This is a genomic window from Sphingobacteriaceae bacterium (assembly GCA_002319075.1).
GTDB lineage: Bacteria > Bacteroidota > Bacteroidia > B-17B0 > Aurantibacillaceae > Aurantibacillus.
The window spans coordinates 2,207,872-2,231,314 of record NVQB01000001.1 but is presented as its reverse complement, the minus strand read 5'-3'; the positions used below and the strand labels follow the sequence as shown (position 1 = coordinate 2,231,314).

Below are 23,443 nucleotides of genomic sequence, written 5' to 3'. Positions count from 1 at the left end.
AGAGCTAATTAATAGTTTAGAGCAATCAGCAACATCTCAATTAGCCTAGTCTATGTCTAAGTATTTAATAAACTTAATTTTTATTTTCATAGCTTGTTGTTCTGTGGCACAGCCTTCGGTAAAACCAGTAGCCAGATATTCATTTAATGAAGCAAACAGTAAAGATGAGGTAGGTAAAAACGATGCAAAAGCTTATGGTGCAATATGGGCTGAAGACCGCTTCGGTAACCCCAGATCCGCGTGTTATTTGCAGGGAAATTACGACAGTTACCTTAACCTTGGAACAGACTCAGTTTTAAAACCTGAAAAGGCAACTATTTCGTTGTGGGTCACAATAGACCAGGTGGTGTATAAGGGTTTCGGAGCAGATAATAACCCTATAATTTTTGCAAGGTCGCAGGTGGACGATGATTTTACAGACGCATACACCATAGCCTATCAGTTTAACATTCGCAAACTGTGTTGTAATACTACGCTTTCAAAATATAATATGGTTCACCTTTACCCACCTAAAACAAATTATTTAAGACAATGGTATCATGTAGTAATGACATATGATGACGACAATATTTCTTTATATATAAATGGGGTTTTAGAAGGGTCGGCTTCTAAAAAATTTAAAAGTAAATTTTTAAAAGACGACTCGGTACTTGTCGGCAGGCGACATGGATCCAGAAACCAACGTTATTTCCAGGGAACCGTTGATGATATTTTTATTTATGATAAAGTACTAAGCCCATTGGAAGTTCTTGATCTTTACAATGCTTCTAACCCCAAAAAGTCTTCTGTAATTATAAAATGGATTTTGTATGTTCTGGCACTGGTTACATTTATATTTTCGATCGCAGTATTACTTAAATGGCGCATTGCTAAGGCGATAAAAAAAGAAAAGGAAAAAAATCAGCTCAGAAATAATTGGTATGAACAGGAAAACAAAGTACTTACAGCCCAAATGGATCCGCATTTTATTTTTAATTCTTTAAATACCATACAGCAATTTATTATTATAAACGAAAACGATAAGGCACAGCTATATCTTTCAAAATTTTCAAGATTATTAAGGATGATTTTAGAGAGTAATTTAAAAGATAAAATTTCTCTAACTGAAGAAATAAAGATCATTGAACAGTACCTGGAAATTGAATCCATAAGATTTAATAGTGTATTTAAATATGATATTAATATTGAAAAAGTATTACATCCTACCTCCATTTTCGTTCCCCGTTTTTTGATTCAGCCTTTTGTTGAAAATGCGATCTGGCACGGCCTTCTACCGAAAGACGGAGGTAAACATCTAAATATTTCCTTCGAAAAATGCGGAGAAAAAACACTTTGCTGCATTATAGAAGATAACGGGGTGGGAAGAAAATTTTCTGTTGAGAAGTCAATAAATAAAGGTGACCGCTCGTTAGCAATTAATTTTATCAGGCAAAGACTTCAACTCATGAGTAAAATTTATAAGGAAACGTACGACCTTGTCATTACTGATAAAACAAATAGCGAAGGAAAAAGTACAGGAACAAAAGTCACAATTAACATTCCAATATTTAAGAATGAATAAAATAGTCAGAGCAATAATCATTGATGATGAGCTAATAGGTATAAATACTCTAAAAGTACTGATAGAGAAACACACACCTGATATAAAGATTGTAGCTACGGCCACTGAGCCGGATAAAGGCATTAAAGCCATAGAAGATTATCAACCAGAAGTTGTTTTTTTAGACGTTAGCATGCCAAAGATGAACGGATTTGATCTGCTGGAGCAGCTAAACTATAAAGATTTTAAACTGGTTTTTACAACTGCGCATCAAGAGCATGCTATAAAAGCAATAAAAAAAGGAGCTGATGATTATTTACTTAAGCCAATAGATATTGACGAATTAAAAAACTGCGCAGCCCGGCTAACGGAGAAACTTCAACCGAAAATAGAATTAAAGAAAGCAACTGCTTTAAATCTTATAGAGTTACCGGTGAAAGATGGCATCATTTTTATCAAGCCTTCAGATGTGATACGCCTTGAAGCGTCTGGCAGTTATACTGTTTTTTATCTTGTAGACCAGGTAAAACACATGGCATCTAAAAATTTGAAAGAGTGCGAGCCTTTATTAGACCAATCTTTTTTTTACAGATGTCATCAGTCGCATATTATTAATTTGCACAGGGTAGTTAAAATGGTAAGCTCTGATGGACTTTTCGCGCAAATGACAGATGGCTCTATGCCTGAAATAACAAGAAAAAACAAAGAGATTTTTTTAGAAAAACTAAAAGGCATCTAAAAAAAATAGTTCAACGCTATATCAACTCAGTTCCCTCTCCTGTAAACTTAAAGTATTCTCCCGCAAACTTACGCTGAAAATCATTTTTCATTTTTCTTACTTTGTTACGGATTGCGCAATCCGGTAAAGCGGAATTTTCCGAACAAACGCTTAAAACATAAGTAGGAGAAACTCAATAACTCAATTATTATGAAAACAAATTTTTTATTAGGAAGTCTCTTGAGCCTTACACTTGCGTCACCATTAAAGGCCGACGTAGCACCTGCTCAATTTCCGTGCTCTTCGCTAGACACAAATTTAATTATAAATGGTGATTTTGATTTCCCGACGGGCTATACCTCTGGTTTTACCTATATGGGTGGAAGTTCACTTGGGCTCTATGGAAACGGGTCAACTATCAATACGTTTAACATTAACCCGATTACCACCGCTTATTCACTCACAGACCACAATGGAGGTAATGGGAATGTGATGCATTTTCCGGATATACAGGGGGCAAATGTTGGCCAGGTATTTTGGAAGCAAACCGGTATTACGGTAACACCTGGAAATGTATATAAGCTGTCTATCTGGGTACGTGAGCCGTCTGGTAATTGCGGTTTCCAGGCCGGAGGTACTATCTTTGATATTTATATTAACGGCATGCCCGTACAAGTTTCAGATAATACTGTTGATTGCTTAGGTTGGCATAATAAAATTTATACCTGGTCTTCGGGCCCATCTACCTTAGCTCAAATAGAAATAAGAAACGGGTCAGGAAACGGAAACGTCAATTTGGCGGGAATGGATCTTTTATTAGATGATATCTCTTTGAGAAAATGTATTCCGCCCACTCCTTGTGAAAATCTGTTGGGAGAGCTAATTGGCGATGGAGATTTTGATAGTACAACAGTAATTACATCCAGCTATGCAAGTTATTCAGGTTGCGCACCAGGGGGAATTCAAGGAGATGGAACGACAGGGAATTATAATATTAACGCAATTACTACCTGCTATGGTGTTACAGATCGCTTCAGTGCAAATGGCAATGTTCTTCACTTTCCGGATATTGATGGCTCAAAAGTAGGTTGGGACTTTTGGAAACAAACTGTTCTTTCCATTACACCAAATACAACTTACGTGCTTGTTTTTTGGGTATATGAACCAAATGGAAACTGTGCAGTGCAGCCATCCGGTACAAATTTTGACGTGTATATAAATGGCTCAATGGTAAGTGATGTGGTTGGCACTTGCGGCGTTTGGAAAAAGAAAACTTATGTCTGGAACTCAGGTCCATCAACTTCCGCTACTATAAGAATTGCAACGGGAATATATGGCAATTACAATGATGGAACTTATGGCATGGATCTTATGCTTGACGGAATTTCTTTTAAAGAATGTAAAAAGTACAAGCGTGAGGCCGAAACGGTGGGCATTGAAACTCTTAAAACGAACACTAATTCGCAATTAATCATCATGCCTAATCCAAGCAATGGTAACACAACTCTGAAATCATTGGTAAACATGGAACTTAAAATTACAAACGAATTAGGCCAGGTGATCAAGACTATTTCTCTCAATGAAACAAATAATTTTACTCAACCATTAATCGATTTGAGCGAAGGAATTTATTTTATCAACTCTTATTCGGAGGGTAATTTTATTAAACGAAAATTAATCATCACAAATAAATAATTCTTTCATTAAGCTTCATATTAAAAGCCATCCTATTTAAGGATGGTTTTTTTGTTTACAGCTAAATAAAAAATTGTAATTTAATAGATTAGATTTAAGTATTGAGAAATGCAGGAAGAAAGCAAACAAGATTATATAGCCCGGCATCGCAAACATTTGGGTGTAACTGATACCGATGATCGGGCTGAAGATAATACAGAGATAGATAAAAGGCCTGCAGGATTTAAAGCGCGCTTAAAAAGCCTATTGTTTCTGCTGTTGCTGGCTTTATTTTTTTATGCCATTCTCCAGATTTTCGGAATGCTAAAAAGCAATTAAAATAAATTAATAGAGGATAGGAAAACTTTTATGAACATAAAAAAAGCCCTTTAAGAAAGGGCTTTAAATTTTTTATTTAATTTCTTAACGAATTTTCTTTTTCTTGTCTCCACCATCTCTGTCGTCATCTCCTGAACCAACAATGGTAGTACCGGTTCCGGAATTAGCATTATCGTCAACATAAACTCCACCAACAATTTTACCACTAACATCAGAATTACCTGACGATGTGTTTGAAGATTTTTCGCTGCATGGTCTTGTATTTGCTTTCTCGCAAGCAACAAATCCCATCGCAGGAATTAGTAGTATTAATAGTATTTTTAAAATTCTCATTTGGAACCTCCTTGAACTGACAATAAATGTACATAACAAGTTATTAACATGCAAATATTTAACACTTTTAATGAATAATAAGTTCGACCCGGGTGCCAAGGACCTCATTTTTAACATTTTTGAGCTCAAATGGACCATTTATAGTAATATTTACATTATTCATAGCGCCCAATAATTGAATTCTTTGGGCCGTTATGGAAGTACCTCTTGAAACGTGGGGGTTTTTTGTAAGTAATTTTCTTGCCTTGCTTTCTTCAATTCCAATCCCATTGTCTTCGATACTAAAAACAATTCCATCATCTGTCGTATTTTGTTCAACACGAATATCTATTCTTCCGCTTTTACCTGAAGGTAATATGCCATGCAAAATACAATTCTCAACATAGGGTTGCAGGAGCATGGGCGGAATTTCAATGGATTCAATATCTACATCATCTGCAATGTGAATGTCGTATTCGAATTTGTCTTCAAAGCGCATCAACTCTATTTGCAGGTAAAGATCAAGTCTTTCGATTTCTTCAGACACAGAAACAAGATTACTCATAGAGCTGTCGAGGTTCATGCGGATGAGTTTTGCAAAGCGGGATAGATATTTGTGAGCAGACAATTTATCTTCTTTATTCATGTAATACTGAATAGAGTTGAGCGCATTAAAAATAAAATGCCGGTTCATACTCGAATTCAAACTTTGATGTTCAAGTAACATGAGTTTCGATTTGTATTCGAGCTGCTGCGTCTGATGTTTTTTACGGATCTCGTTTACTCTCCATTTATAAAGCAGCCAAAGAAGAAACAGGAAGCTTAACACGCACAACAAAATAAACCACCAGGTGGTCCAGAATGGAGGAAGAATTTCGAAACTAAAAGCAGTAGGAATTTTGTTCCAGTTACCCACAAGATCTCCTGCTATAACTTTAAAAGTGTATTTGCCACTGGGTAAATTTGAATAGGTTGCAAAATTTGCTTCGGTAACAGCCGACCAGTTATCGTCAAACCCTTCAAGCATATATTTATACCTAACAGAAGAAGGATTGCTGAGTTTTATACCGATATAATCAAAAGTAAAATGAGTAGTTTGATATTTTACTTTCAGATTTTTCGGTAATAGGGTTAGGGAATCAATTTCTGTTGTGACATTAGTCCAATTGGTATCTTTTAAAAATAATCTGATTCCTGAAATATGTGTGATGGGTTCAAAATCGCTGGAGTGAAAATCTTTTATATTCGGATCATATTTGATAAGCCCTTCTGTAGTACCCATCCAAATGTTTCCAAGGTGATCTTTGAATGCTGCATTCTGGTTACATTCCATGCCTGGTAATCCGTCAAAAATGGTGTAGTGACGAAATTTAATTTTTTTTGTGCGGATATATTCTCTGGAATCCAATAGAAAAACGCCACTGTTTGTTCCTATCCAAAGCATTTCTTTTTTATCAAGCGCGAGAAAACAAACATTGTTTGAATTAAAAATATCTCCTATTAAAATTTTAGAAAATGTTTTACCATCGTAATAATTAATTCCGGCTCTTGATCCTATCCATAGATTGTTGTCATTGTCAACGACTAAAGAAAGCAAATGAATATTGCATAATCCATCTGCTGTGGTGTATTTAGAAAACACGCCATTTTCAAATTTGAAGAGCCCATTTCTTGTTGCAAACCATAGACGCTTGTTTTTATCTTCTACAATACTTGTAACTTCTTTTCCGATATTATCTTCCCCTGAAATATAATTCTTAAAATGCTGGCCATCGAAAACAGAAACCCCTTTGCTGGTTCCCAACCATAAATTACCCTTATAATCCTGGCAAATAGAGTAAACTATTTTTGCGCCTAAACCATCATCAAGACTGTAATTTTTAAATTTTTTGCCGTCGAATTTGCTAATCCCATCAGATGTACAAAACCATAAATTATTTTCACGGTCTTTTAAACTGGCCCAGATGGTATTGTTGTTTAAGCCTTGATTTGTTGTGTAAACTTTAGTGTGCCCTTTTTCTTTTTTGGTGATTCCTTTACCAAAGGTAGAAAACCAAAGATTTTCATCCTTATCTTCAACAATAGACAAAACAAAATTGCTGCTTAAGCTATCTTTCGTTGTAAGGTAAGTAAAGGTTTCTCCCAAGAATTTGCAGAGGCCTTTTCCATCAGAGCCGATCCAGATATTTTTTTCTTTGTCTTCAAAAACAATATTCGTGTTGTCAACGGGCAAACCTTCCGATTCTGTGAAGTTCATAAAAGTTTTTCCGTCATAACGGGAGAGACCAAACTTTGAAGCGAACCAAATGTTACCATCAGAATCTTCTATTGCTGAGCGAATCCAATCATTTATCAATCCATGTGTTTCGTTGTAATTTTTAAAACTCTTGCCATCGAAGCTGTATACTCCTTCGCCAAAGGTACTGAACCATATTTTTTTATGTTTGTCCGTGAAAATATGACTTACGTTTCGGGGCTGAAGAATAGTAGTGTCGAGTGTTTTAAATCCTTTTCCATCGTAATAACAAATACCTCCTTTTGTTCCAAACCACACCCAGCCTTTTTCGTCAACACAAACGCTCCGTACGTTGTTATTTATAATACCGCTTTCCTCCGTAAAATATTCAAATTTATTTCCGCTGAATTTGCAAACTCCTGAACCATCCGTTGCCAGCCATAAGTTCCCTTGCAGATCTTGTCCGAGGGAGGTAACAGAGTTTTCGGCCATATCTTCTTTAAATAGATAGGACTTAAATTTTTCTCCGTCAAAATAATTAAGCCCGCCCAGGGTTCCTATCCAAAGCCCCATGGATTTGTCTTCTGTTAAGGAAAAAATCTGGTTATCGATGAGGCCATTTTGAATGGAATAGTTCACGAATTTTTTGCCGTCGTATTTGGTTAAACCGGCAAGTGTTCCTAGCCAGAGATAGCCATTTCTATCCTGGGCAATAGATCTGATTTGAGATTGTGCTAGTCCGGATTCGGTTGAGTAATTAATAAAATTGTAATGCTGCGCCAGTAAGGGAGTTAAACTAGAAATAAAAATCAGCAAAAATGTGAGTATGAGTCGCATGCGCTTCGCCGACCTGTTTATGGCTTGATACATATGATTAAAAATACGATAAATATTCTTACAGAAAATGGTGGAAAACGAAAATTAACTGTGATTGCGTGGAATGTAGCTCTTAGCAGTTAAAATGTAGGATTGATGTATTTAAATGTATTATAACTTTTTCCGGCGCTTAAAAAATTCGAGAAATTGCGGCACTCTTAATCGCGAGATAGTTAGTTTGGAATTGTCTTTCATTACAACAAAATGTCCGCCATCGTTGAGATATTCCTTAACATATAAAACGTTTACTATGTGTGATTTATGAATTCTAAAAAAACGCTGGGGATCAAGCATGTCCTCGTAAATGCCAATAGTTTTTGTATCTACATACTTTGTACCATCTACAAAAATTATCGAAGTATAATTTCCTTCGCCTTCCAGATACATAAAATCATTTGGGTCGACTATTTTAAAGCCTTTGGAGTGATTAATAGTGATGCGCGATACGCCGAGAGAGGGGATAAGAGCTTTTGAAAGATTTTCAAGTGACTTGATGTAATTTGAAAGTTGCTCCTGATTTTCAATAAAGAGTTGATTTGTAGCAACTAACTTTTTTACAGCGACTTTTAGATCGTCAACATCTACGGGCTTTTGTAAATAATGAATGGCATTAGCGTTCAAAGCCCGAATCGCGTAATCTTTGAAGGCAGTTACGAATACTACCTGAAATTTTTTATCGGGAAGAGACTCTAAAAAGTCAAAACCTTCGGTGCCTGAAGGCATGCAGATGTCCAGAAACAGAACTTGAGGAGTCAAATTCTTAACGTAACTTCTTGCGGTCTCCAGGTCGCCGGCCATGGCAACAATTTCAATTTCGGGACAAAAATTTTCGAGTAAGTACTTTATATTTTCCCTTGCGTGAATTTCATCATCCACTATGAGTGCTCTGAGCTTCATTTATGTAAAGATGAAATTTTTTATTTAAAAAAAAAATTAATCAGAGGCCTAATGAAAGCAATAAACTTTATCGGGCAAGAAGCCTGGCAACGTATTTTCCAACGATATCGAATTCAAGATTAACGACAGAGCCAGGTTTAAAAGATTTAAAGTTTGTATGTTCAAAGGTGTAAGGAATAATATGCACAGAAAAACCAGTGTCTGTAGATTTTACAACTGTTAAACTAACACCGTTAATAGTGATGCTTCCTTTTTCGACAGTGATGTTTGTATTTGATTTTTGATGTTCGAATGTAAATTCCCAACTTCCCTTTAGATCATTCACTTCTTTACAGGTAGCAGTGGTGTCTACATGTCCCTGTACAATATGCCCGTCGAAGCGACCTGTTGCAGGCATACAACGCTCTAAGTTTACAAGTGAGCCAATTAGCAGTTCTCCGAGATTGGTTCTCTTAAGTGTTTCATCAATAGCAGTTACAGTATACCGATTACCATCAATTTTGACGACGGTCAAACAAACTCCGTTATGAGCTACACTCTGATCTATCTTTAATTCGCCGGTTATATTACTCGAAAAGGTAAAGTGCACATTTGACTCCTCCTTTTCAATTTTTTCAACTTTCGCAAGTGTCTCTATAATTCCTGTAAACATTAGTCTTTTAATAAAGATTTAATTAGGTTTTCGGTTCTTTGTTTATAAATTTCGTATTCATTACCCGTGGCGGGCCCGCTGAACCCCGTGTGAACCTTAACTACTTTATGTTCTTTGTTTAAAAAGATAGTGGTAGGAAAAGCTGTAATTTTATTTAATGCAGATAACACTTCACCGGCTTTATCTTTACCTGTTTGCTGCGTGATAAGAATATCGTAACCAATCGACAATCGTTTTTTCATTCGTGCAACCTGTATTTTCGCTTTTTCAAAATCAGTTGTTTTTTCAAAAGCTAAGGCAACTATTTCTAAACCTTCTTTTTTATAAGTTGTATAAAGGGAAGAGAAATAGAGACTTTCGTCCATACAGTTAGGACACCAACTTCCCATAACCTGCACGATTACGGGCTTGTTTTCAAATTTTTTATCGTTTAATGAAACTTGTTTTCCATTTAAATCAGGGAAAGTGAAATTTATTTTTTCATCTTTATTTTTTACGAAACTTATTTCCTCAGGGTCCGCTAACCTGAAATCAGGGTTCAGTCTGGCGCCCCAGTTTTCTTCCCATGTACTGCCAGCATAAAATTTACCATTTATGAGAAAACCTTTATTTTGTTCTACTGTGAATAAATATGCATGAGAGCCGTCAAATGAAGAAAGAAACAGTTTATTGCCGCTCTGCATTCCTTCAAGGTAGCGGTAATCACCGGTTTCGGTTAAAAAAGTTCCGGTAACTTGTTCTGTTTGTTCGGTATGATGAAAGGCGCCAATAGCTTTAGTAACGTTTTGATTTTCGGGAGAGAACACAACTTCCCATTTTCCTTCAAATAAGGGGACAGATTTTTCAGGTGTAAATAGAAATCGCCTTGCTTCTCCAAAAGTGGCCTTAAATTTTATTTTATTGTTGCCACTCTTGTAGTTATTGATCCATAGGCCTTCGAGGTTATCGCCAACAATTACAGTTTTGAATTCTGTATCAAATACTGGCATTTTAAAATTTACCGAATCCCCTTTTATGGTAATTTCATCAATGCTTATTTTTTCGTCAGCATTAGTAATAACAATGATGGGTTTTTTACCTTTGTAATTCACGCTAAAATTAAAGGGAAGCTCAATACCTTTTTCTTCGTTGAGAAAAAGGACCCCACGATATACCCCTTGTTTTAACTTTTTAGAGAATAGGCTCGTGCTAATCAGCATTAATAGAAGTATAAGTTTTGATACAGATTTCACAGATTTATTTTTTTTGACTTAGTGCAGCCATGTTGGCAATACGGTAAAGTAAACGGGCGGCCACATTTGCATCCCAGTCATTTTCCTCAGCAGGACTAACCTCGTTTAAATCGAAAGCAATAATTTTTCTACCGCTGCTTACGATTTTTTCGAGTAGAAACAAAACTTGCTCCGTTTCAAATCCACCAGCAACAGGGGTTCCAGTATTCGGACATAATTTCGGATCAAGTCCGTCAATATCAAAGCTCAAATAAATATGCTGAGGTAACTCGTTTACAATGCGGTTACAAATCCGGTCCCAGCTATCTCCATTATATTGCGCGTATTTAATGTCGCGATCAAAAAACGTTTTCACCCTTCCATTACTATCATTTATAATGTTCAGTTCATCTTCACAGTAATCGCGGATACCAACCTGCACTAATTTTTCAACCTGTTTAATTTTTAAAGCATTAAACATAATAGAAGCGTGAGAAAACTCAAAACCTTCGTATGCATCACGAAGATCGGCATGGGCATCTATTTGAAGGATGGCGAAGTTTTCGAATTTTTCTGCTAAAGCCTGCATCATTCCCAGTGGTGTGGAGTGATCGCCACCAACCAGTCCAACACATTTGTTTTGATTTAAAAAATGAAGCACGCGGTTTTTCACCCAGGTGTTTAACCACAAACATTCGTTTTTAATGTGTGCAGAAACTTTGATCATATCTTCATTGTGTTCGTTAGCACCATTAGCAAGCGCATCGATATAACGTTCAGCAGATTGACGTAACTCATTGCTTTTAGTTCTTACCTCGTCGCTCAACTCATCCATGGCGATTCCTTTTTTCCAGGCATCTTTTACAAATGGATCATAGAGATCTACCTGGTAACTTGCGTCTAATATGGCTTTGGGGCCATCAGCGGTGCCGCCACCGTAGCTCACTGTAACTTCCCATGGAACAGGAATTAGTACCGTTTCACATTCTTCTAATGAAAAAGGTAAACCAAACATTCCATCGTTTAATTGACCAATTCCGTTTGCGTCAAAGTTTTTTATTTTTTCTTCTCTAGTCATATTAGTTATTTTTCTTTTTACCCTCTCGGTCATGGCATTCTTTGCTTAATCATTCCCGGCTACGTTAGAAGTGATAGTTTGCTTTGGAAACTGTCATGCAGAGTGTAGTTGACACATTAGGGTGCGAGTCTTGTAATTTTCCAGTAGTTATTTTCTAAGGTGTAAACAATTCTATCATGAAGACGACTTTTTCTTCCCTGCCAGAATTCAAAATAGTCTGCCTGCAAAACGAATCCTCCCCAGAAGTCAGGACGTTTAATGGCTTCAGGAGTATTCAGTTTTTTTATTTCTTCAATTTTTATTTCTAAATCGCCACGTGAAAAAATACTGTGACTTTGATTGCTTGCCCATGCGCCAATTTTGGAATCGTAAGGTCTCGCATTATAATAGGCATCACTTTGTACAGCGCTTGCTTTTTCTACTTTGCCTTCAATGCGAATTTGTCTTTCTAATTCTGGCCAAAAAAAAGTGAGGCTTGCATAGGGATTATTCTGAAGTTCAGTTCCTTTTTTAGAATTGTAGTTTGTATAGAAAGAAAAACCCGCTTGATCAAATTCTCTGAGGTAAACTATTCGGGAAGAGGGACGTCCATTTTGTGAAACGGTAGAAAGATTCATCGCCTGAACTTCGGGAATCCTTGAATCTACAGCTTGTTGTAGCCACAGCGTAAACTGATTTAGCGGCTCGGTGCTAACATCGGCTTCGCTAAGAGTTCCTTTTGTAAAGTCTTCTCTCAGTTTGGTGATGTGATTTTTCAAGTCTTCCATAGCGTAAAGATATTTAGAAAAATGAAATAATTGGGGTTACAGAATGCCAACAATTATAAAAACTAAACAAGGCATTTTTTCTGGCGTTAGTTCACTGCTTCGAGGCACAAAGGACCAGGGTTAAAAAATCAAATTTCTTTTACTTGGAAGATCCTGGGGCTCTATAGCCTGGATTTGAATTATGTCCGGAAAGTGTTTTAAACGTTCTATAATTTTGAATTGGTAATTATGCAGATCTTCTCCTTTAAGAATGAGGAAATAATCAGTTTTGGGTAGTTCTTTTATCAGCCTAACACTCTCTTCAATTTCAAGTCCCGCGAATAGATCGCGGGTTGCCGACACGCTTAAATTAGGCTCTTCGAAATTGCTGATATTAGGTATAAAATAGTATTCTAGTCCGAGTTCTTCATCCAGAAAGCGATAAAGAGAGAACTTAAAAATTCGACCTTCTTTTAAATTAAAAGGAATGTAGTCGCTGAGGACTAAATTGATTTTTAAAGCATCATCTACAATACTGAGAACAGCGTACTGATTTTCGGGACAAGTTATGCCAATCAGCACAAAATCGAGATCGTCTTCGCTGCTATGTAAAACGTATTTAGCCACCTTCTATGCTTAATTGCTCTAAGGTAAGCTGTGCTGCCTTTTGTTCAGCTGTACGTTTACTATAACTTTCAAACTTTGTATAGGGTTTTCCGTTAACGTAAACTTCAATTACATACATTTTATTGGCGCCTTGCCGTTCTTCACTCAGTAACTTGTACTCCAGTGCATATTTATTTTTCTGACAATAAATTTGTAATTGACTTTTGTAATCTTCATTTGTTTTGGCGAGGTTCTCGGTGTCTACATGAATTTTTATAATACGGGAGATAACAAACGTTTTTGTTTTGTTATAACCCATATCGAGATACACCGCGCCAATAAAAGCTTCAAAGGCATCTCCATAGGCGCTGGATTTAGTTTTTTCGTCCTTAGTAAGGCTTGCTTTCAAAAAATGATTGAACCCAAACTTCAGAGCAAGCTCTTTTAAATTCTGACCATTTACGATTTTGCTTCTTAACTGCGTTAAAAAACCTTCGTCTTTAAATGGATACATTTTAAAAAGGTAATCGGCTACCACAGCGCCAAGAATCGCATCGCCAAGAAATTCAAGACGTTCGTTGCTAACAGTGGTACCACTTCGTTTTACAGAAATGCTACTGTGAAAAAAGGCTTGTTGGTATAAAGAAATATTTTTTGGAGAGTAACCCGTAGTGGTTTTGATCCAGTTCTTAAAACCCTTATCGCTCTTGATATCAGTGGTACCTAATAGCGATAATAGTCTTTTTAAAGCCAAAATATTATGGATTAAATTTTCTAATCACAACCGCTGCGTTGTGTCCACCAAAGCCAAAAGTATTGCTGATAGCTACATCCACATTACGCGTCTGCATTTTGTTGAGCGTTAAATTTAATTTTGGATCAATTTCAGGATCAGGAGTTGTATGATTAATAGTAGGAGGAATAATACCTGTTTTAACTGCCATGATAGCCGCTATTGCCTCTATTGCTCCTGCAGCACCAAGAAGGTGCCCGGTCATACTTTTTGTAGAGCTGATGTTTAATTTGTAGGCATGTTCGCCAAACACATTTACAATCGCCTTTAATTCAGCTGTATCTCCAAGCGGAGTGCTGGTTCCGTGCGTGTTTATGTAATCCACTTCGGTTCCTGTAAGGCCTGCATCTTTTAATGCACGTTTCATTACTAAAGTAGCACCTAATCCTTCAGGATGTGGGGCAGTGATATGATGGGCATCGGCACTCATGCCTCCGCCAATAATTTCTGCGTATATTTTTGCACCTCTTGCGAGAGCATGATCTAATTCTTCAAGAATAATAGCAGCTCCGCCTTCTCCTAAAACAAAACCATCACGGTCTTTATCGTAGGGACGAGAAGCCTTTGCGGCATCGTCGTTGCGTGTGCTCATGGCCTGGCAGGCGTTAAAACCACCAATACCACTTTCGTTAATGGCAGCCTCACTTCCGCCTGTTACAATGGCGTTTGCTTTGCCTAAACGAATGTAATTAAATGCGTCTATCAAGGCATTGGTAGAGGAAGCGCAAGCTGAAACGGTTGTAAAATTAGGCCCTCTAAGACCAAAGCGCATGGAAATATGACCGCTGCAAATGTCAGCAATCATTTTGGGAATAAAGAAAGGATTAAAACGGGGAGTACCATCACCTTTTGCAAAAGCGAAAGTTTCGTTTTGAAAAGTATCTAAACCTCCGATACCACTTCCCCAAATAACACCAATTTCATTTCTATCGATATTTTCTGCTAATAAACCGCTATCCTTCATGGCTTGATCGCTTGCGGCGATCCCGTACCAGGAATAAGCATCCAGTTTACGAGCTTCTTTTTTGTCGAAATAATCTTCAGGATTAAAGCCCTTCACCTCACAGGCGAACTGGGTTTTAAATTTAGATGCATCAAAACGTGTAATAGGCGCAGCTCCGCTTACTCCATTAATAAGATTATTCCAATAGTCATTAACACTATTGCCTAATGGGGTTACAGCGCCCAGACCTGTAACTACTACACGTTTTAATTGCATATGGTGGAATTAGTTTTTTGCGTTAGCCTCAATGTAAGAGATAGCATCGCCCACAGTACCAATTTTCTCAGCTTGTTCATCAGGAATAGCGATGTTAAATTCTTTTTCGAATTCCATGATAAGTTCAACTGTATCCAGTGAATCAGCACCTAAATCGTTAGTAAAGCTAGCTGTTGGAGTTACTTCTTTTTCATCAACACCTAATTTATCTACGATGATTGATTTTACTTTGTTTGCAATGTCAGACATTATTTTTAGATTTAAAAATTTGGCACAAAAATAAAAATATCGGTGCTAAAACAAAACTTTAACTTGAGAATTGCAGATCTTTTTTAGAAAATTCTTCAATTTTAACAGAGCAAAACCGCTAACTGACTAAGGATGAGATTGATTACCGAACTCGCCATTTTTAAGAATAACAGCGATTTTTTTCACCATATCGCGCTTGCTTTGATAATCGTTGCGTGTTGGAGTATAGGAATAGTAACTTAACCATGCCCATTTGCGTTTACCAATAAGTACAGGCGTGAAAATAATGTAGCTTAAAAAGCCTAGAAATAATGTAGCGCAAACGAAGTATAGAAACTGGTTGTCAGAAAATTCGTGACGAATGTAAATTTTAACTTTGTGAATCAGGCCTGCGTGCGCAGCCTCTATGTTAACAAATAATAAGCCTACCAGGATTATTATAACTCGAAGGGTTGCTTTTTTCATTGTTTTATTCGGGATTTAGTACGTTGTTTAAATACATAGACGTATATTTTGGGCAAAAGGTTGGTTAGGAACGCTATTTTTATCCTTTTTTTTGTTTTTATATATATAAATAAATGCCTATATTTGTGGCCGGAAAATAGGATTGCAAGGGAAGGGGACAGAAGTCCCCTATTTTATTGACAAAAATTTTGATAACAAAAGAACATATTATAGCGCTGGCGAACCAGTATTTGAACGGAACAAACATGTATGTTACCGGGATAAAAATTGGCTCTGACAATCACATCAATGTATTTTTAGATGGTGATGAAGGTGTAACTATTAAAGACTGTGTGGCGGTTAGTCGTGCTATTGAGGGCAACCTTGACAGGGAAAAGGAAGATTATGCGCTTGATGTGAGTTCACACGGTGCTACTACTCCTTTGGTGATGCCCCGTCAGTATAAAAAACACATCGGGAGAACTTTTGAAATAAAGTTAGTGGATGGCACTAAAACTGAAGGTGACCTGGTAGAATGGAGTGAGCATGAAATTACACTGGAATCTACTTCTCGCGAGAATAAGCCTGTTGGAAAAGGAAAGATAACCGTTACAAAACAACAGATTTTAAAATACGATCAAATAAAAGAGTCAAAAATTAAATTAAAGTTTTAGGCAATTTAACTAAGCCTGGATAAAAAATTACTAATAATAAAATAAAAAAACAAAACCATGGAAGGCGTAAACCTTATAGAGTCGTTCTCGGAATTTAAAGATATTAAGAACATAGACCGTGCGACGTTGATGACCATTATTGAAGATGTATTTCGTAGTATGCTTATAAAAAGATACGGTAGCGATAAGAACTTTGATATTATTGTAAATCCGGATAAGGGTGACGTGGAGATCTATAAAAACCGTAAGATTGTTGATGATGATTTCGCGGAAGATTCTTTCGATTTTGATGAAAATAAGCACATTAGTTTTGCTGACGCTCAAAAGATAGAACCTGATTTTGAAATTGGAGAAGATGTATCTGAAAAAGTAAAATTAGAAGATTTTGGTCGTCGCGCTGTATTGTCGGTGCGTCAAAACTTAGTTCAAAAAATTCTTGAATTAGAAAAAAGTGAAATCTATAACAAGTACAAGGAGAAAGTTGGCGATGTTATTACTGCTGAAGTTTACCAGGTTTGGAAAAAAGAAATCATGTTAATGGATGATGAAGGAAACGAATTGTTGTTACCAAAAACGGAGCAAATTCCTTCTGATTTTTTCAAAAAAGGAGATACTGTTAAAGCGGTTGTTTCTAAAGTTGATTTAAAAAACGGAACACCTTCTATTATTGTATCTCGTACTTCACCTGTATTTTTAGAACGTTTATTTGAAACAGAAGTTCCTGAAATTTTTGATGGATTAATCACTATTAAGAAAATTGTTCGTGAGCCAGGAGAAAGAGCTAAAGTGGCAGTTGAAAGTTATGATGATAGAATTGACCCGGTTGGAGCTTGTGTAGGGATGAAAGGATCGAGAATTCACGGAATTGTTCGTGAATTGAAAAACGAGAACATTGATGTGATCAACTTCACGACCAATTCAATGTTATTAATTCAACGTTCACTAAGTCCGGCAAAAATTACCACCATTAAAATTGACGAAGACACAAAACGCGCGGAAGTTTTCCTTAAACCCGATCAGATTAGCCTTGCCATTGGAAAAGGCGGATTTAATATTAAATTAGCGGGGAAATTAACAGGTTACGAAATTGATGTATTCCGTGATACAGATATTGATGTTGAAACAGAAGACGTTGATTTGGAAGAATTCTCAGATGAGATTGAAGCAGACATCATTGAGCAATTAAAAGCCATTGGATGCGATACGGCAAAATCAGTTCTTGAATTGAGCGACGAAGAATTAACACGCCGCACAGGCATCAGCGAAGAGATGATTAAAAGTGTTCGTGATGTGTTGAGTGCTGAGTTCGAAGAATAAGCACTGAACAAAGGTTTTCCGGCTTCCTTGATAAGCAGGACAAATTAATTTAGAAAGATTTAAGTAAAATATGTCAGAAGGAGCTAAAACACTTCGATTAAGCAAGGTAGCCAAAGAATTCAACCTTTCCCTCGGAAAGATTGTTGAATTTCTTGCCTCTAAGGGGCAACCTGTAGATAGTAATCCCAACGCCAAAATTGGCGATGACGAATACCGTCTTTTGCTGAAAGAATTTTCAAGTGATAAATCGGCTCGCGAAGAAGCTGAAACCGTTGCGCAGAATAGCAGCAAGCTAAAGCGCGAAACTATTGTGCTTGATGAGATTAAACCAAAAAAGCAGAAAGAAGATGAGGTTGACGAGGTTGTGATCAAAGACCTGACCTTATCTAAAAAAGAAGAAGAGTTGCCAAAGGTTGTTGCCGAAGAAGTAAAAAAAGAGACCACTGTTATCATTGATCCGCCAAAAAAAGAAACGGAAATTAACGAAGGTGGTCCTAAAGTTATTGGTAGAGTTGATTTGGATTCAATGAATCTTAAAACTAAACCAGATAAAAAGCCGAAAAGAGAAAAGGAATCTGAAAAGATTGCCAAACCAGAACCTGAGATAGTTGCTTCTGTAAAAGAAGTAGTAAAACCAGAACCAGTTGTAGAGAAGAAAGAGGAAGTTGCAGAGGTTAAGGAAGAAGCAAAGGAAGAGTTTTTAGAAACCAAATACGAAAAGCTCGAAGGCCCTAAAATTTTAGGAAGAGTAGAGTTACCGGTTGCAAAAGAAACGCCTAAAAAGACTGCAGCGAACAATGCGGCTGCAAGTGCAGCTGACAAGAAAAAACGAAAACGCATTCGTAAAGGCGGATTGTCGCAAGAGGAAATTAAAAAAGTTGGTAAAGAACAATCGGCAATTGCGCGCGAACGTGCCAAAGAAAAATACGGCGATCCACGTGCTAAAAAGCCGGGTACTGGTGGTGCAACAACCCCTGGCAAACCGCGCCATGAATTAACTGAAGAAGAGATTCAGGCACAAATTAAAGAAACACTTGCACGCTTAAGTGAAAAAGGGAATAAATCTAAAACTTCAAAATACCGTCGTGAAAAACGTGGAGAGATTCGCGATAAAATGGCTGAGAGAGCTGAGATTGCTGAAGCTGACAAAAAATTATTAACGGTAGCTGAATTTGTAAGTGCGAATCAGTTAGCGCAGATGATGAATGTTCAGGTAACGCAAATTATCTCTACTTGTATGTCACTTGGATTATTTGTGTCCATAAATCAACGTTTGGATGCAGAAACAATTTCGATAGTAGCAGAAGAGTTTGGATATAAAGTAGAGTTTGGTTCTGCAGAAGAACTCGAGTCTATTAAAGAAGACGAAAAAGACGCTCCTGAAGACATGATCCAGAGACCTCCGGTTGTTACTGTAATGGGACACGTTGATCATGGAAAAACATCGTTACTTGACTTTATTCGTAAAGCCAATGTAGTTGCTGGTGAAGCGGGTGGTATTACACAACATATCGGTGCATACAATGTAAAGTTAGCTGGCAGCGAAAGAAGTATAACTTTTTTAGATACTCCGGGTCATGAGGCGTTTACCGCCATGCGTGCCCGTGGAGCGAAGTTAACCGACATTGCAATTATTGTGATTGCTGCGGATGACAGCATCATGCCTCAAACTAAAGAGGCGATAAACCATGCACAAGCGGCGGGTGTATCTATGATCTTTGCTATAAATAAAATTGACAGACCGGGAGCAAACCCAGATAAGATACGCGAAGGTTTATCAGCAATGAATATTCTGGTAGAAGAGTGGGGTGGAAAATATCAGTGCCAGGAAGTTTCTGCAAAACAAGGGAAAAATATTGATCTGCTTTTAGAAAAAGTTTTACTCGAAGCAGATATGATGGATCTGAAAGCAAATCCGGATAGAAATGCAGTGGGATCGGTGATTGAAGCCAGTATGGAAGAAGGGCGTGGATATGTATCTACAATTCTTGTTCAGGCAGGAACTTTAAAAGTCGGCGACATTATGTTAGCGGGTAGTTTCAGCGGACGCGTGCGTGCGATGTTCAACGAACGTGGTATGAAAGTAGATACTGCAGGCCCATCGCATCCAGTAAAAGTATTAGGATTAAGTGGTGCTCCACAAGCGGGAGATAAATTTAATGTGATGAAGGATGAGCGTGAAGCGCGTGAAATCGCAAATAAACGTTTACAATTACAGCGGGAACAAGGCATCAGAACACACAAACATATTACGCTTGATGAAATCGGAAGACGTTTGGCTATTGGTGATTTTAAAGAATTAAACGTAATCGTAAAAGGTGACGTGGATGGATCTATTGAAGCATTAGCAGATTCCTTATTAAAATTATCTACAGAAAAAGTAGCTGTAAATATCATTCACAAATCAGTGGGTGCCATTAGTGAAAGTGACGTATTGTTAGCTTCAGCTTCTAACGCTATTATCATTGGTTTCCAGGTGCGCCCAAGTACAAGTGCCCGCAAATTAGCTGAGGTTGAAGAAATTGATATCCGTTTATATTCTATTATTTACGATGCTATCAACGAAATCAAAGCAGCGATGGAAGGTATGTTAGCTCCAGAATTTGAAGAGAAAATCGTTTGTAATATCGAGGTACGCGAAGTATTTAAAATTACGCGTGTTGGTACAATTGCAGGATGTTATGTGTTGGATGGAAAAGTTACACGTAATACAAAAGTGCGCGTAATTCGTGATGGTATAGTGATTCACACAGGTTCTCTCGGGTCGTTAAAACGTTTCAAAGACGACGTAAAAGAAGTTGCTGCAGGTTACGAATGTGGTCTCGATATTGAAAATTTCAATGACATTGTTGTTGGAGATATCATTGAAGGGTACGACATGATCGAAATTAAAGCAAAACTATAACTTAAGAAAACGAAAGTTAAAAAGCCTCTCCCTCACCGGAGAGGCTTTTTTATTTTAAAAAGGGAACTAAGTCTTATTTAGAAAATAAATTATTAACTAAATTAGCGCAACACAATTTTTTAAAGTTTGAGTAAATGAAAAAAATCCTTTCCCTACTTGGTATTCTCACCATTTTGAATGCGTGTGATACCGAAGGTCATAAACAACCCGCTCCGAAAACGCTTGAGAAAGCCGAATTAGAGATTTACGAAGTTCCCGATACAAGTACTTTAAAAGATGACGAATGGGGAAGGCAGGTTAAATACGGACGTCGCCTCGTTCAAAACACAAGTTATTATATTGGTCCGGATGGTGTTGTAAGCAAAAACCTTGGAAACAAAATGAATTGCACCAACTGTCACTTGAATAGTGGTACCAAGGCTTTTGGACTTAATTTTTTTAATTCGCATAAAACCTATCCACAATACCGTGCGCGTGAAGATGCAATTCTTACTATGATAGACCGCGTAAATAATTGTGTAGAAAGGCCACACAATGGTAAAGCTTTAAAAATGGACTCGCGTGAAATGAATGCTATAGTTTCTTATATTAAATGGGTTGGCGAAGGATATGATACTGAAAAGCATAAAGGCTACGCTCTCAAGTATGTTGAATTTAAAGGTCTTCATGCCGATCCAAAAAAAGGAGAGGAAGTTTACATGGCGCAGTGTAAAAGCTGTCACCAGGCAGACGGGCAAGGGAAAATGAACGGTGATAATACCACCTATACCTATCCTCCTTTATGGGGACCAAAAAGTTACCAGGAAGGATCAAGTATGCACCGCGTGCTGAAAGCCGCCAGCTTTATAAAATACAACATGCCTAATTTGATCGCGACACTCGACAAGCCTGTTCTTAGCGATCAGGAAGCTCTGGATGTGGCCGCATTTATTAATGACGGAAGCATTCATCCAAGACCAGTTCCACATCACATCGACTATGCGAACTTAAGTCACAAGCCAATAGATTATTTCAAAGGGCCATATATCGATCCTTTCTCAGAAGAACAACATGCTTTTGGTCCTTGGGATGATATTGAGAAATTCTATGTTGACAAAGGTTTGAAACCTAATAAGTAATCGAATTAAGCAAGATCTGCAAAATAGGCTTCTGTTTTCCGGAAGTAGACTAATCCTGTAATGAAAAGGATTAAAGAAGCTGTAATGCTTATTAGATCTTGTGAATAATGAATACTTCCACCTTCCAATGATGCTCTGAAAATATCAAGAGGCGCAGTCATTGGATTTAGGGCGAGAATCCAATTAAGATAAATATTATTCGTAATACTTACCGGGTAAATAACAGGTGTTAAGAATAAGAGGAGCTGGATAAGGAAAGGTATGATGTAACGAAAATCGCGGTACTTTACATTCAACGCTGCAAGCAGACTTCCGGCTCCAAAAGTTGCTACACACGTTAATAGGATTGCAAGCGGGAAATAAATGAATGCGATGGCATTAAATGCTATTCCCTTTAATAAAGTGTAAATAATAAAAACAGCAAAGGCCATCACAAAATCGAAAACACCAACGAGTACAGAAGAGATGGGAATTATTAAACGAGGGAAGTAAATTTTCTTAATAATGTTAGCGTTGGAAACCATACTGTTTCCGGCATTGTTAAGTCCGGAAGAGAAAATTCCCCAAATAACAAGCCCGCTTAAGGCAAAAATATCGTAAGGTAGATCAAGTGCCGTATAATTTGTAATGGCTTTGCCAAGAAAAAAAGAGAAAAGAAGCGCCATAATAAGTGGCTGCAGAACGGCCCACAGAAAACCAAGAACTGTTTGTTTGTATTTTACCTTGATATCACGAAGTGTAAAAAAGTAGAAAAGCTCCCGGTACTCCCACAGTTCCTTCAATCCAAGACTCAGTTTATTCTGCGGCTTTATTTCAAATTCCATCTCTGTAAATGTAATTTGGATTTCTTAATAAATCAACTGTATAGCACTTTAAGTTTTATTGTGATTAAGGATCAAATTTTTTCAGACACCGTTTATTTTTTTAATACATTTGTGTTTTACTAATTTAAAATCACGAAAAAAAGTGAAAACAAAAACTTTTACAACAGTTTCAATCCTTCGCGGGTTGCACTCTTTGCTAAAGAGTGTGTTTTTGTTTAATAATCAATTAACCGTTACTCCAGTGCCGGTTAGAGCTATCTATTCTATTAGACGTTGATTTAAACGTCTAAATTTCCAAACTACCAAAAAAGTGATTATTTCTCCTAAGGGGAAGTAGTGTTATTTATTTTTAATTCATTCACAATGGAAAAATTCATTGTGCAATTGGCTGACTCCAGTCATTTGCACTACGCAGCAACTATTTGCGACGAAATGGAATCGTCAGCAAAAGCAAGGGGAACTGGCATTGCTAAACGTTCGCCTGAATATCTTGAACAAAAAATGCTCGAAGGAAAGGCCGTCATTGCTTTTTCTTCCGATAAAGTGTGGGCAGGTTTTTGTTACATCGAAACGTGGAGTCATGGTAACTACGTGGCCAACTCAGGCTTGATCGTCTCTCCCCAATTCAGAAAAAGCGGACTGGCGAAAAGTATAAAAGAAAAGATATTTGAACTCTCGCGTAAAAAATATCCGGAGGCAAAAATATTCGGTCTCACCACAGGACTGGCCGTAATGAAGATTAATTCTGACCTCGGTTATGAACCCGTGACTTACTCGGAGCTTACACAAGATGAGGCTTTTTGGAAAGGATGCCAGAGCTGCGTGAATTTCGAAATTCTGAAAAGCAAAGAGCGAAAAAACTGTTTATGCACGGCCATGCTTTACAATCCAGACGAGAAAAAAGATTCGGATAAGACACACAAGTTTTTGAATTTCAAAAAGTATTCAAAAATTTTTGAACGCGTTACAAAAATGAAAGCAACTATTTATTTAAAACAAAGTAAACTTAGAACAC

General features: G+C 37.2%; 21 protein-coding genes and 1 pseudogene. 9 read left to right on the top strand and 13 right to left on the bottom strand.

The annotated features are described in order from the left end of the window. Positions 1-52: 52 nt before the first annotated feature. The 4 genes from CNR22_09755 to CNR22_09740 all read left to right on the top strand — a co-directional run bounded on the left by CNR22_09755 (position 53) and on the right by CNR22_09740 (position 4,271). Entirely contained in the window at positions 53-1,561 is a 1,509-nt protein-coding gene (locus CNR22_09755) for a hypothetical protein (protein ID PBQ32041.1), read from the top strand. Beyond that, positions 1,554-2,279, top strand: a complete 726-nt coding sequence (locus CNR22_09750) for a DNA-binding response regulator (GenBank protein PBQ32040.1) — start codon at positions 1,554-1,556, stop codon at positions 2,277-2,279. The genes CNR22_09755 and CNR22_09750 overlap by 8 nt, the downstream gene beginning before the upstream one ends. Before the next feature lie 189 nt (positions 2,280-2,468). Continuing rightward, the gene (locus CNR22_09745; GenBank protein ID PBQ32039.1) at positions 2,469-3,953 is read left to right on the top strand and encodes a hypothetical protein; all 1,485 of its coding nucleotides are present in this window, start codon (positions 2,469-2,471) and stop codon (positions 3,951-3,953) included. Between the two features lie 108 nt (positions 3,954-4,061). After that, a complete protein-coding gene (locus tag CNR22_09740) occupies positions 4,062-4,271 on the top strand; it encodes a hypothetical protein (GenBank protein ID PBQ32038.1) in 210 nt (69 codons plus the stop codon). A gap of 84 nt (positions 4,272-4,355) precedes the next feature. On the opposite strand, the gene CNR22_09735 is transcribed toward CNR22_09740, so the two are convergent. The 12 genes from CNR22_09735 to CNR22_09680 all read right to left on the bottom strand — a co-directional run bounded on the left by CNR22_09735 (position 4,356) and on the right by CNR22_09680 (position 15,611). Continuing rightward, positions 4,356-4,562 (bottom strand): hypothetical protein, encoded by a 207-nt coding sequence (locus tag CNR22_09735; protein PBQ32037.1) that lies wholly within the window; start codon positions 4,560-4,562, stop codon positions 4,356-4,358. A gap of 109 nt (positions 4,563-4,671) precedes the next feature. Further along, positions 4,672-7,689, bottom strand: coding sequence for a hypothetical protein (locus CNR22_09730; protein ID PBQ32036.1), 3,018 nt, complete (start codon positions 7,687-7,689; stop codon positions 4,672-4,674). Positions 7,690-7,806: 117 nt separating this feature from the next. Continuing rightward, complete coding sequence (locus CNR22_09725) at positions 7,807-8,592, bottom strand: hypothetical protein (protein ID PBQ32035.1); 786 nt, start codon at positions 8,590-8,592, stop codon at positions 7,807-7,809. Positions 8,593-8,659: 67 nt separating this feature from the next. After that, the gene (locus CNR22_09720; protein PBQ32034.1) at positions 8,660-9,244 is read right to left on the bottom strand and encodes a riboflavin synthase; all 585 of its coding nucleotides are present in this window, start codon (positions 9,242-9,244) and stop codon (positions 8,660-8,662) included. Beyond that, complete coding sequence (locus CNR22_09715) at positions 9,244-10,443, bottom strand: hypothetical protein (protein PBQ32033.1); 1,200 nt, start codon at positions 10,441-10,443, stop codon at positions 9,244-9,246. The genes CNR22_09720 and CNR22_09715 overlap by 1 nt, the downstream gene beginning before the upstream one ends. A gap of 37 nt (positions 10,444-10,480) precedes the next feature. Further along, positions 10,481-11,533 (bottom strand): agmatinase, encoded by a 1,053-nt coding sequence (locus tag CNR22_09710; protein ID PBQ34867.1) that lies wholly within the window; start codon positions 11,531-11,533, stop codon positions 10,481-10,483. 116 nt (positions 11,534-11,649) lie between these two features. After that, positions 11,650-12,300 (bottom strand): pyridoxamine 5'-phosphate oxidase, encoded by a 651-nt coding sequence (gene pdxH, locus CNR22_09705; protein ID PBQ32032.1) that lies wholly within the window; start codon positions 12,298-12,300, stop codon positions 11,650-11,652. 120 nt (positions 12,301-12,420) lie between these two features. Then, positions 12,421-12,906: a hypothetical protein gene (locus CNR22_09700; protein PBQ32031.1), complete on the bottom strand. Its 486-nt coding sequence runs from the start codon at positions 12,904-12,906 to the stop codon at positions 12,421-12,423. Next, positions 12,899-13,651 (bottom strand): ribonuclease III, encoded by a 753-nt coding sequence (rnc, locus tag CNR22_09695; protein ID PBQ32030.1) that lies wholly within the window; start codon positions 13,649-13,651, stop codon positions 12,899-12,901. Before rnc ends, CNR22_09700 begins: the two co-directional genes overlap by 8 nt. Beyond that, complete coding sequence (fabF, locus tag CNR22_09690; GenBank protein PBQ32029.1) at positions 13,644-14,897, bottom strand: beta-ketoacyl-[acyl-carrier-protein] synthase II; 1,254 nt, start codon at positions 14,895-14,897, stop codon at positions 13,644-13,646. Before fabF ends, rnc begins: the two co-directional genes overlap by 8 nt. Before the next feature lie 9 nt (positions 14,898-14,906). Next, positions 14,907-15,146 carry an acyl carrier protein gene (locus CNR22_09685; protein PBQ32028.1) on the bottom strand — a complete coding sequence of 80 codons (240 nt, stop codon included), beginning with the start codon at positions 15,144-15,146 and terminating at the stop codon, positions 14,907-14,909. 126 nt (positions 15,147-15,272) lie between these two features. Beyond that, a complete protein-coding gene (locus tag CNR22_09680) occupies positions 15,273-15,611 on the bottom strand; it encodes a hypothetical protein (protein ID PBQ32027.1) in 339 nt (112 codons plus the stop codon). Between the two features lie 191 nt (positions 15,612-15,802). On the opposite strand from CNR22_09680, the gene CNR22_09675 reads away from it, so the two are divergent. The 4 genes from CNR22_09675 (at position 15,803) to CNR22_09660 (ending at position 21,604) form a co-directional block, all read left to right on the top strand. Further along, entirely contained in the window at positions 15,803-16,264 is a 462-nt protein-coding gene (locus CNR22_09675) for a ribosome assembly cofactor RimP (GenBank protein PBQ34866.1), read from the top strand. A gap of 57 nt (positions 16,265-16,321) precedes the next feature. After that, entirely contained in the window at positions 16,322-17,581 is a 1,260-nt protein-coding gene (locus CNR22_09670; GenBank protein PBQ32026.1) for a transcription termination/antitermination protein NusA, read from the top strand. A 70-nt stretch (positions 17,582-17,651) separates the two neighbouring features. Further along, positions 17,652-20,486, top strand: a complete 2,835-nt coding sequence (locus CNR22_09665) for a translation initiation factor IF-2 (protein ID PBQ32025.1) — start codon at positions 17,652-17,654, stop codon at positions 20,484-20,486. A 134-nt stretch (positions 20,487-20,620) separates the two neighbouring features. Next, positions 20,621-21,604 carry a cytochrome C class I gene (locus tag CNR22_09660; protein ID PBQ32024.1) on the top strand — a complete coding sequence of 328 codons (984 nt, stop codon included), beginning with the start codon at positions 20,621-20,623 and terminating at the stop codon, positions 21,602-21,604. 5 nt (positions 21,605-21,609) lie between these two features. Here CNR22_09660 and CNR22_09655 read toward each other — a convergent pair whose 3' ends face one another. Then, complete coding sequence (locus CNR22_09655; GenBank protein PBQ32023.1) at positions 21,610-22,428, bottom strand: phosphate ABC transporter permease; 819 nt, start codon at positions 22,426-22,428, stop codon at positions 21,610-21,612. A 363-nt stretch (positions 22,429-22,791) separates the two neighbouring features. On the opposite strand from CNR22_09655, the pseudogene CNR22_09650 reads away from it, so the two are divergent. Next, positions 22,792-23,442, top strand: a pseudogene (locus tag CNR22_09650) (GNAT family N-acetyltransferase). The last annotated feature ends 1 nt before the right edge of the window (position 23,443 follow it).

Coding starts and splice junctions, on each gene's coding strand:
- CNR22_09755 (PBQ32041.1), top strand. CDS start 53: ATGTCTAAGTATTTAATAAACTTAATTTTTATTTTCATAGCTTGTTGT.
- CNR22_09750 (PBQ32040.1), top strand. CDS start 1,554: ATGAATAAAATAGTCAGAGCAATAATCATTGATGATGAGCTAATAGGT.
- CNR22_09745 (PBQ32039.1), top strand. CDS start 2,469: ATGAAAACAAATTTTTTATTAGGAAGTCTCTTGAGCCTTACACTTGCG.
- CNR22_09740 (PBQ32038.1), top strand. CDS start 4,062: ATGCAGGAAGAAAGCAAACAAGATTATATAGCCCGGCATCGCAAACAT.
- CNR22_09735 (PBQ32037.1), bottom strand. CDS start 4,562: ATGGGATTTGTTGCTTGCGAGAAAGCAAATACAAGACCATGCAGCGAA.
- CNR22_09730 (PBQ32036.1), bottom strand. CDS start 7,689: ATGTATCAAGCCATAAACAGGTCGGCGAAGCGCATGCGACTCATACTC.
- CNR22_09725 (PBQ32035.1), bottom strand. CDS start 8,592: ATGAAGCTCAGAGCACTCATAGTGGATGATGAAATTCACGCAAGGGAA.
- CNR22_09720 (PBQ32034.1), bottom strand. CDS start 9,244: ATGTTTACAGGAATTATAGAGACACTTGCGAAAGTTGAAAAAATTGAA.
- CNR22_09715 (PBQ32033.1), bottom strand. CDS start 10,443: ATGCTGATTAGCACGAGCCTATTCTCTAAAAAGTTAAAACAAGGGGTA.
- CNR22_09710 (PBQ34867.1), bottom strand. CDS start 11,533: ATGACTAGAGAAGAAAAAATAAAAAACTTTGACGCAAACGGAATTGGT.
- pdxH (PBQ32032.1), bottom strand. CDS start 12,300: ATGGAAGACTTGAAAAATCACATCACCAAACTGAGAGAAGACTTTACA.
- fabF (PBQ32029.1), bottom strand. CDS start 14,897: ATGCAATTAAAACGTGTAGTAGTTACAGGTCTGGGCGCTGTAACCCCA.
- CNR22_09685 (PBQ32028.1), bottom strand. CDS start 15,146: ATGTCTGACATTGCAAACAAAGTAAAATCAATCATCGTAGATAAATTA.
- CNR22_09680 (PBQ32027.1), bottom strand. CDS start 15,611: ATGAAAAAAGCAACCCTTCGAGTTATAATAATCCTGGTAGGCTTATTA.
- CNR22_09670 (PBQ32026.1), top strand. CDS start 16,322: ATGGAAGGCGTAAACCTTATAGAGTCGTTCTCGGAATTTAAAGATATT.
- CNR22_09665 (PBQ32025.1), top strand. CDS start 17,652: ATGTCAGAAGGAGCTAAAACACTTCGATTAAGCAAGGTAGCCAAAGAA.
- CNR22_09660 (PBQ32024.1), top strand. CDS start 20,621: ATGAAAAAAATCCTTTCCCTACTTGGTATTCTCACCATTTTGAATGCG.
- CNR22_09655 (PBQ32023.1), bottom strand. CDS start 22,428: ATGGAATTTGAAATAAAGCCGCAGAATAAACTGAGTCTTGGATTGAAG.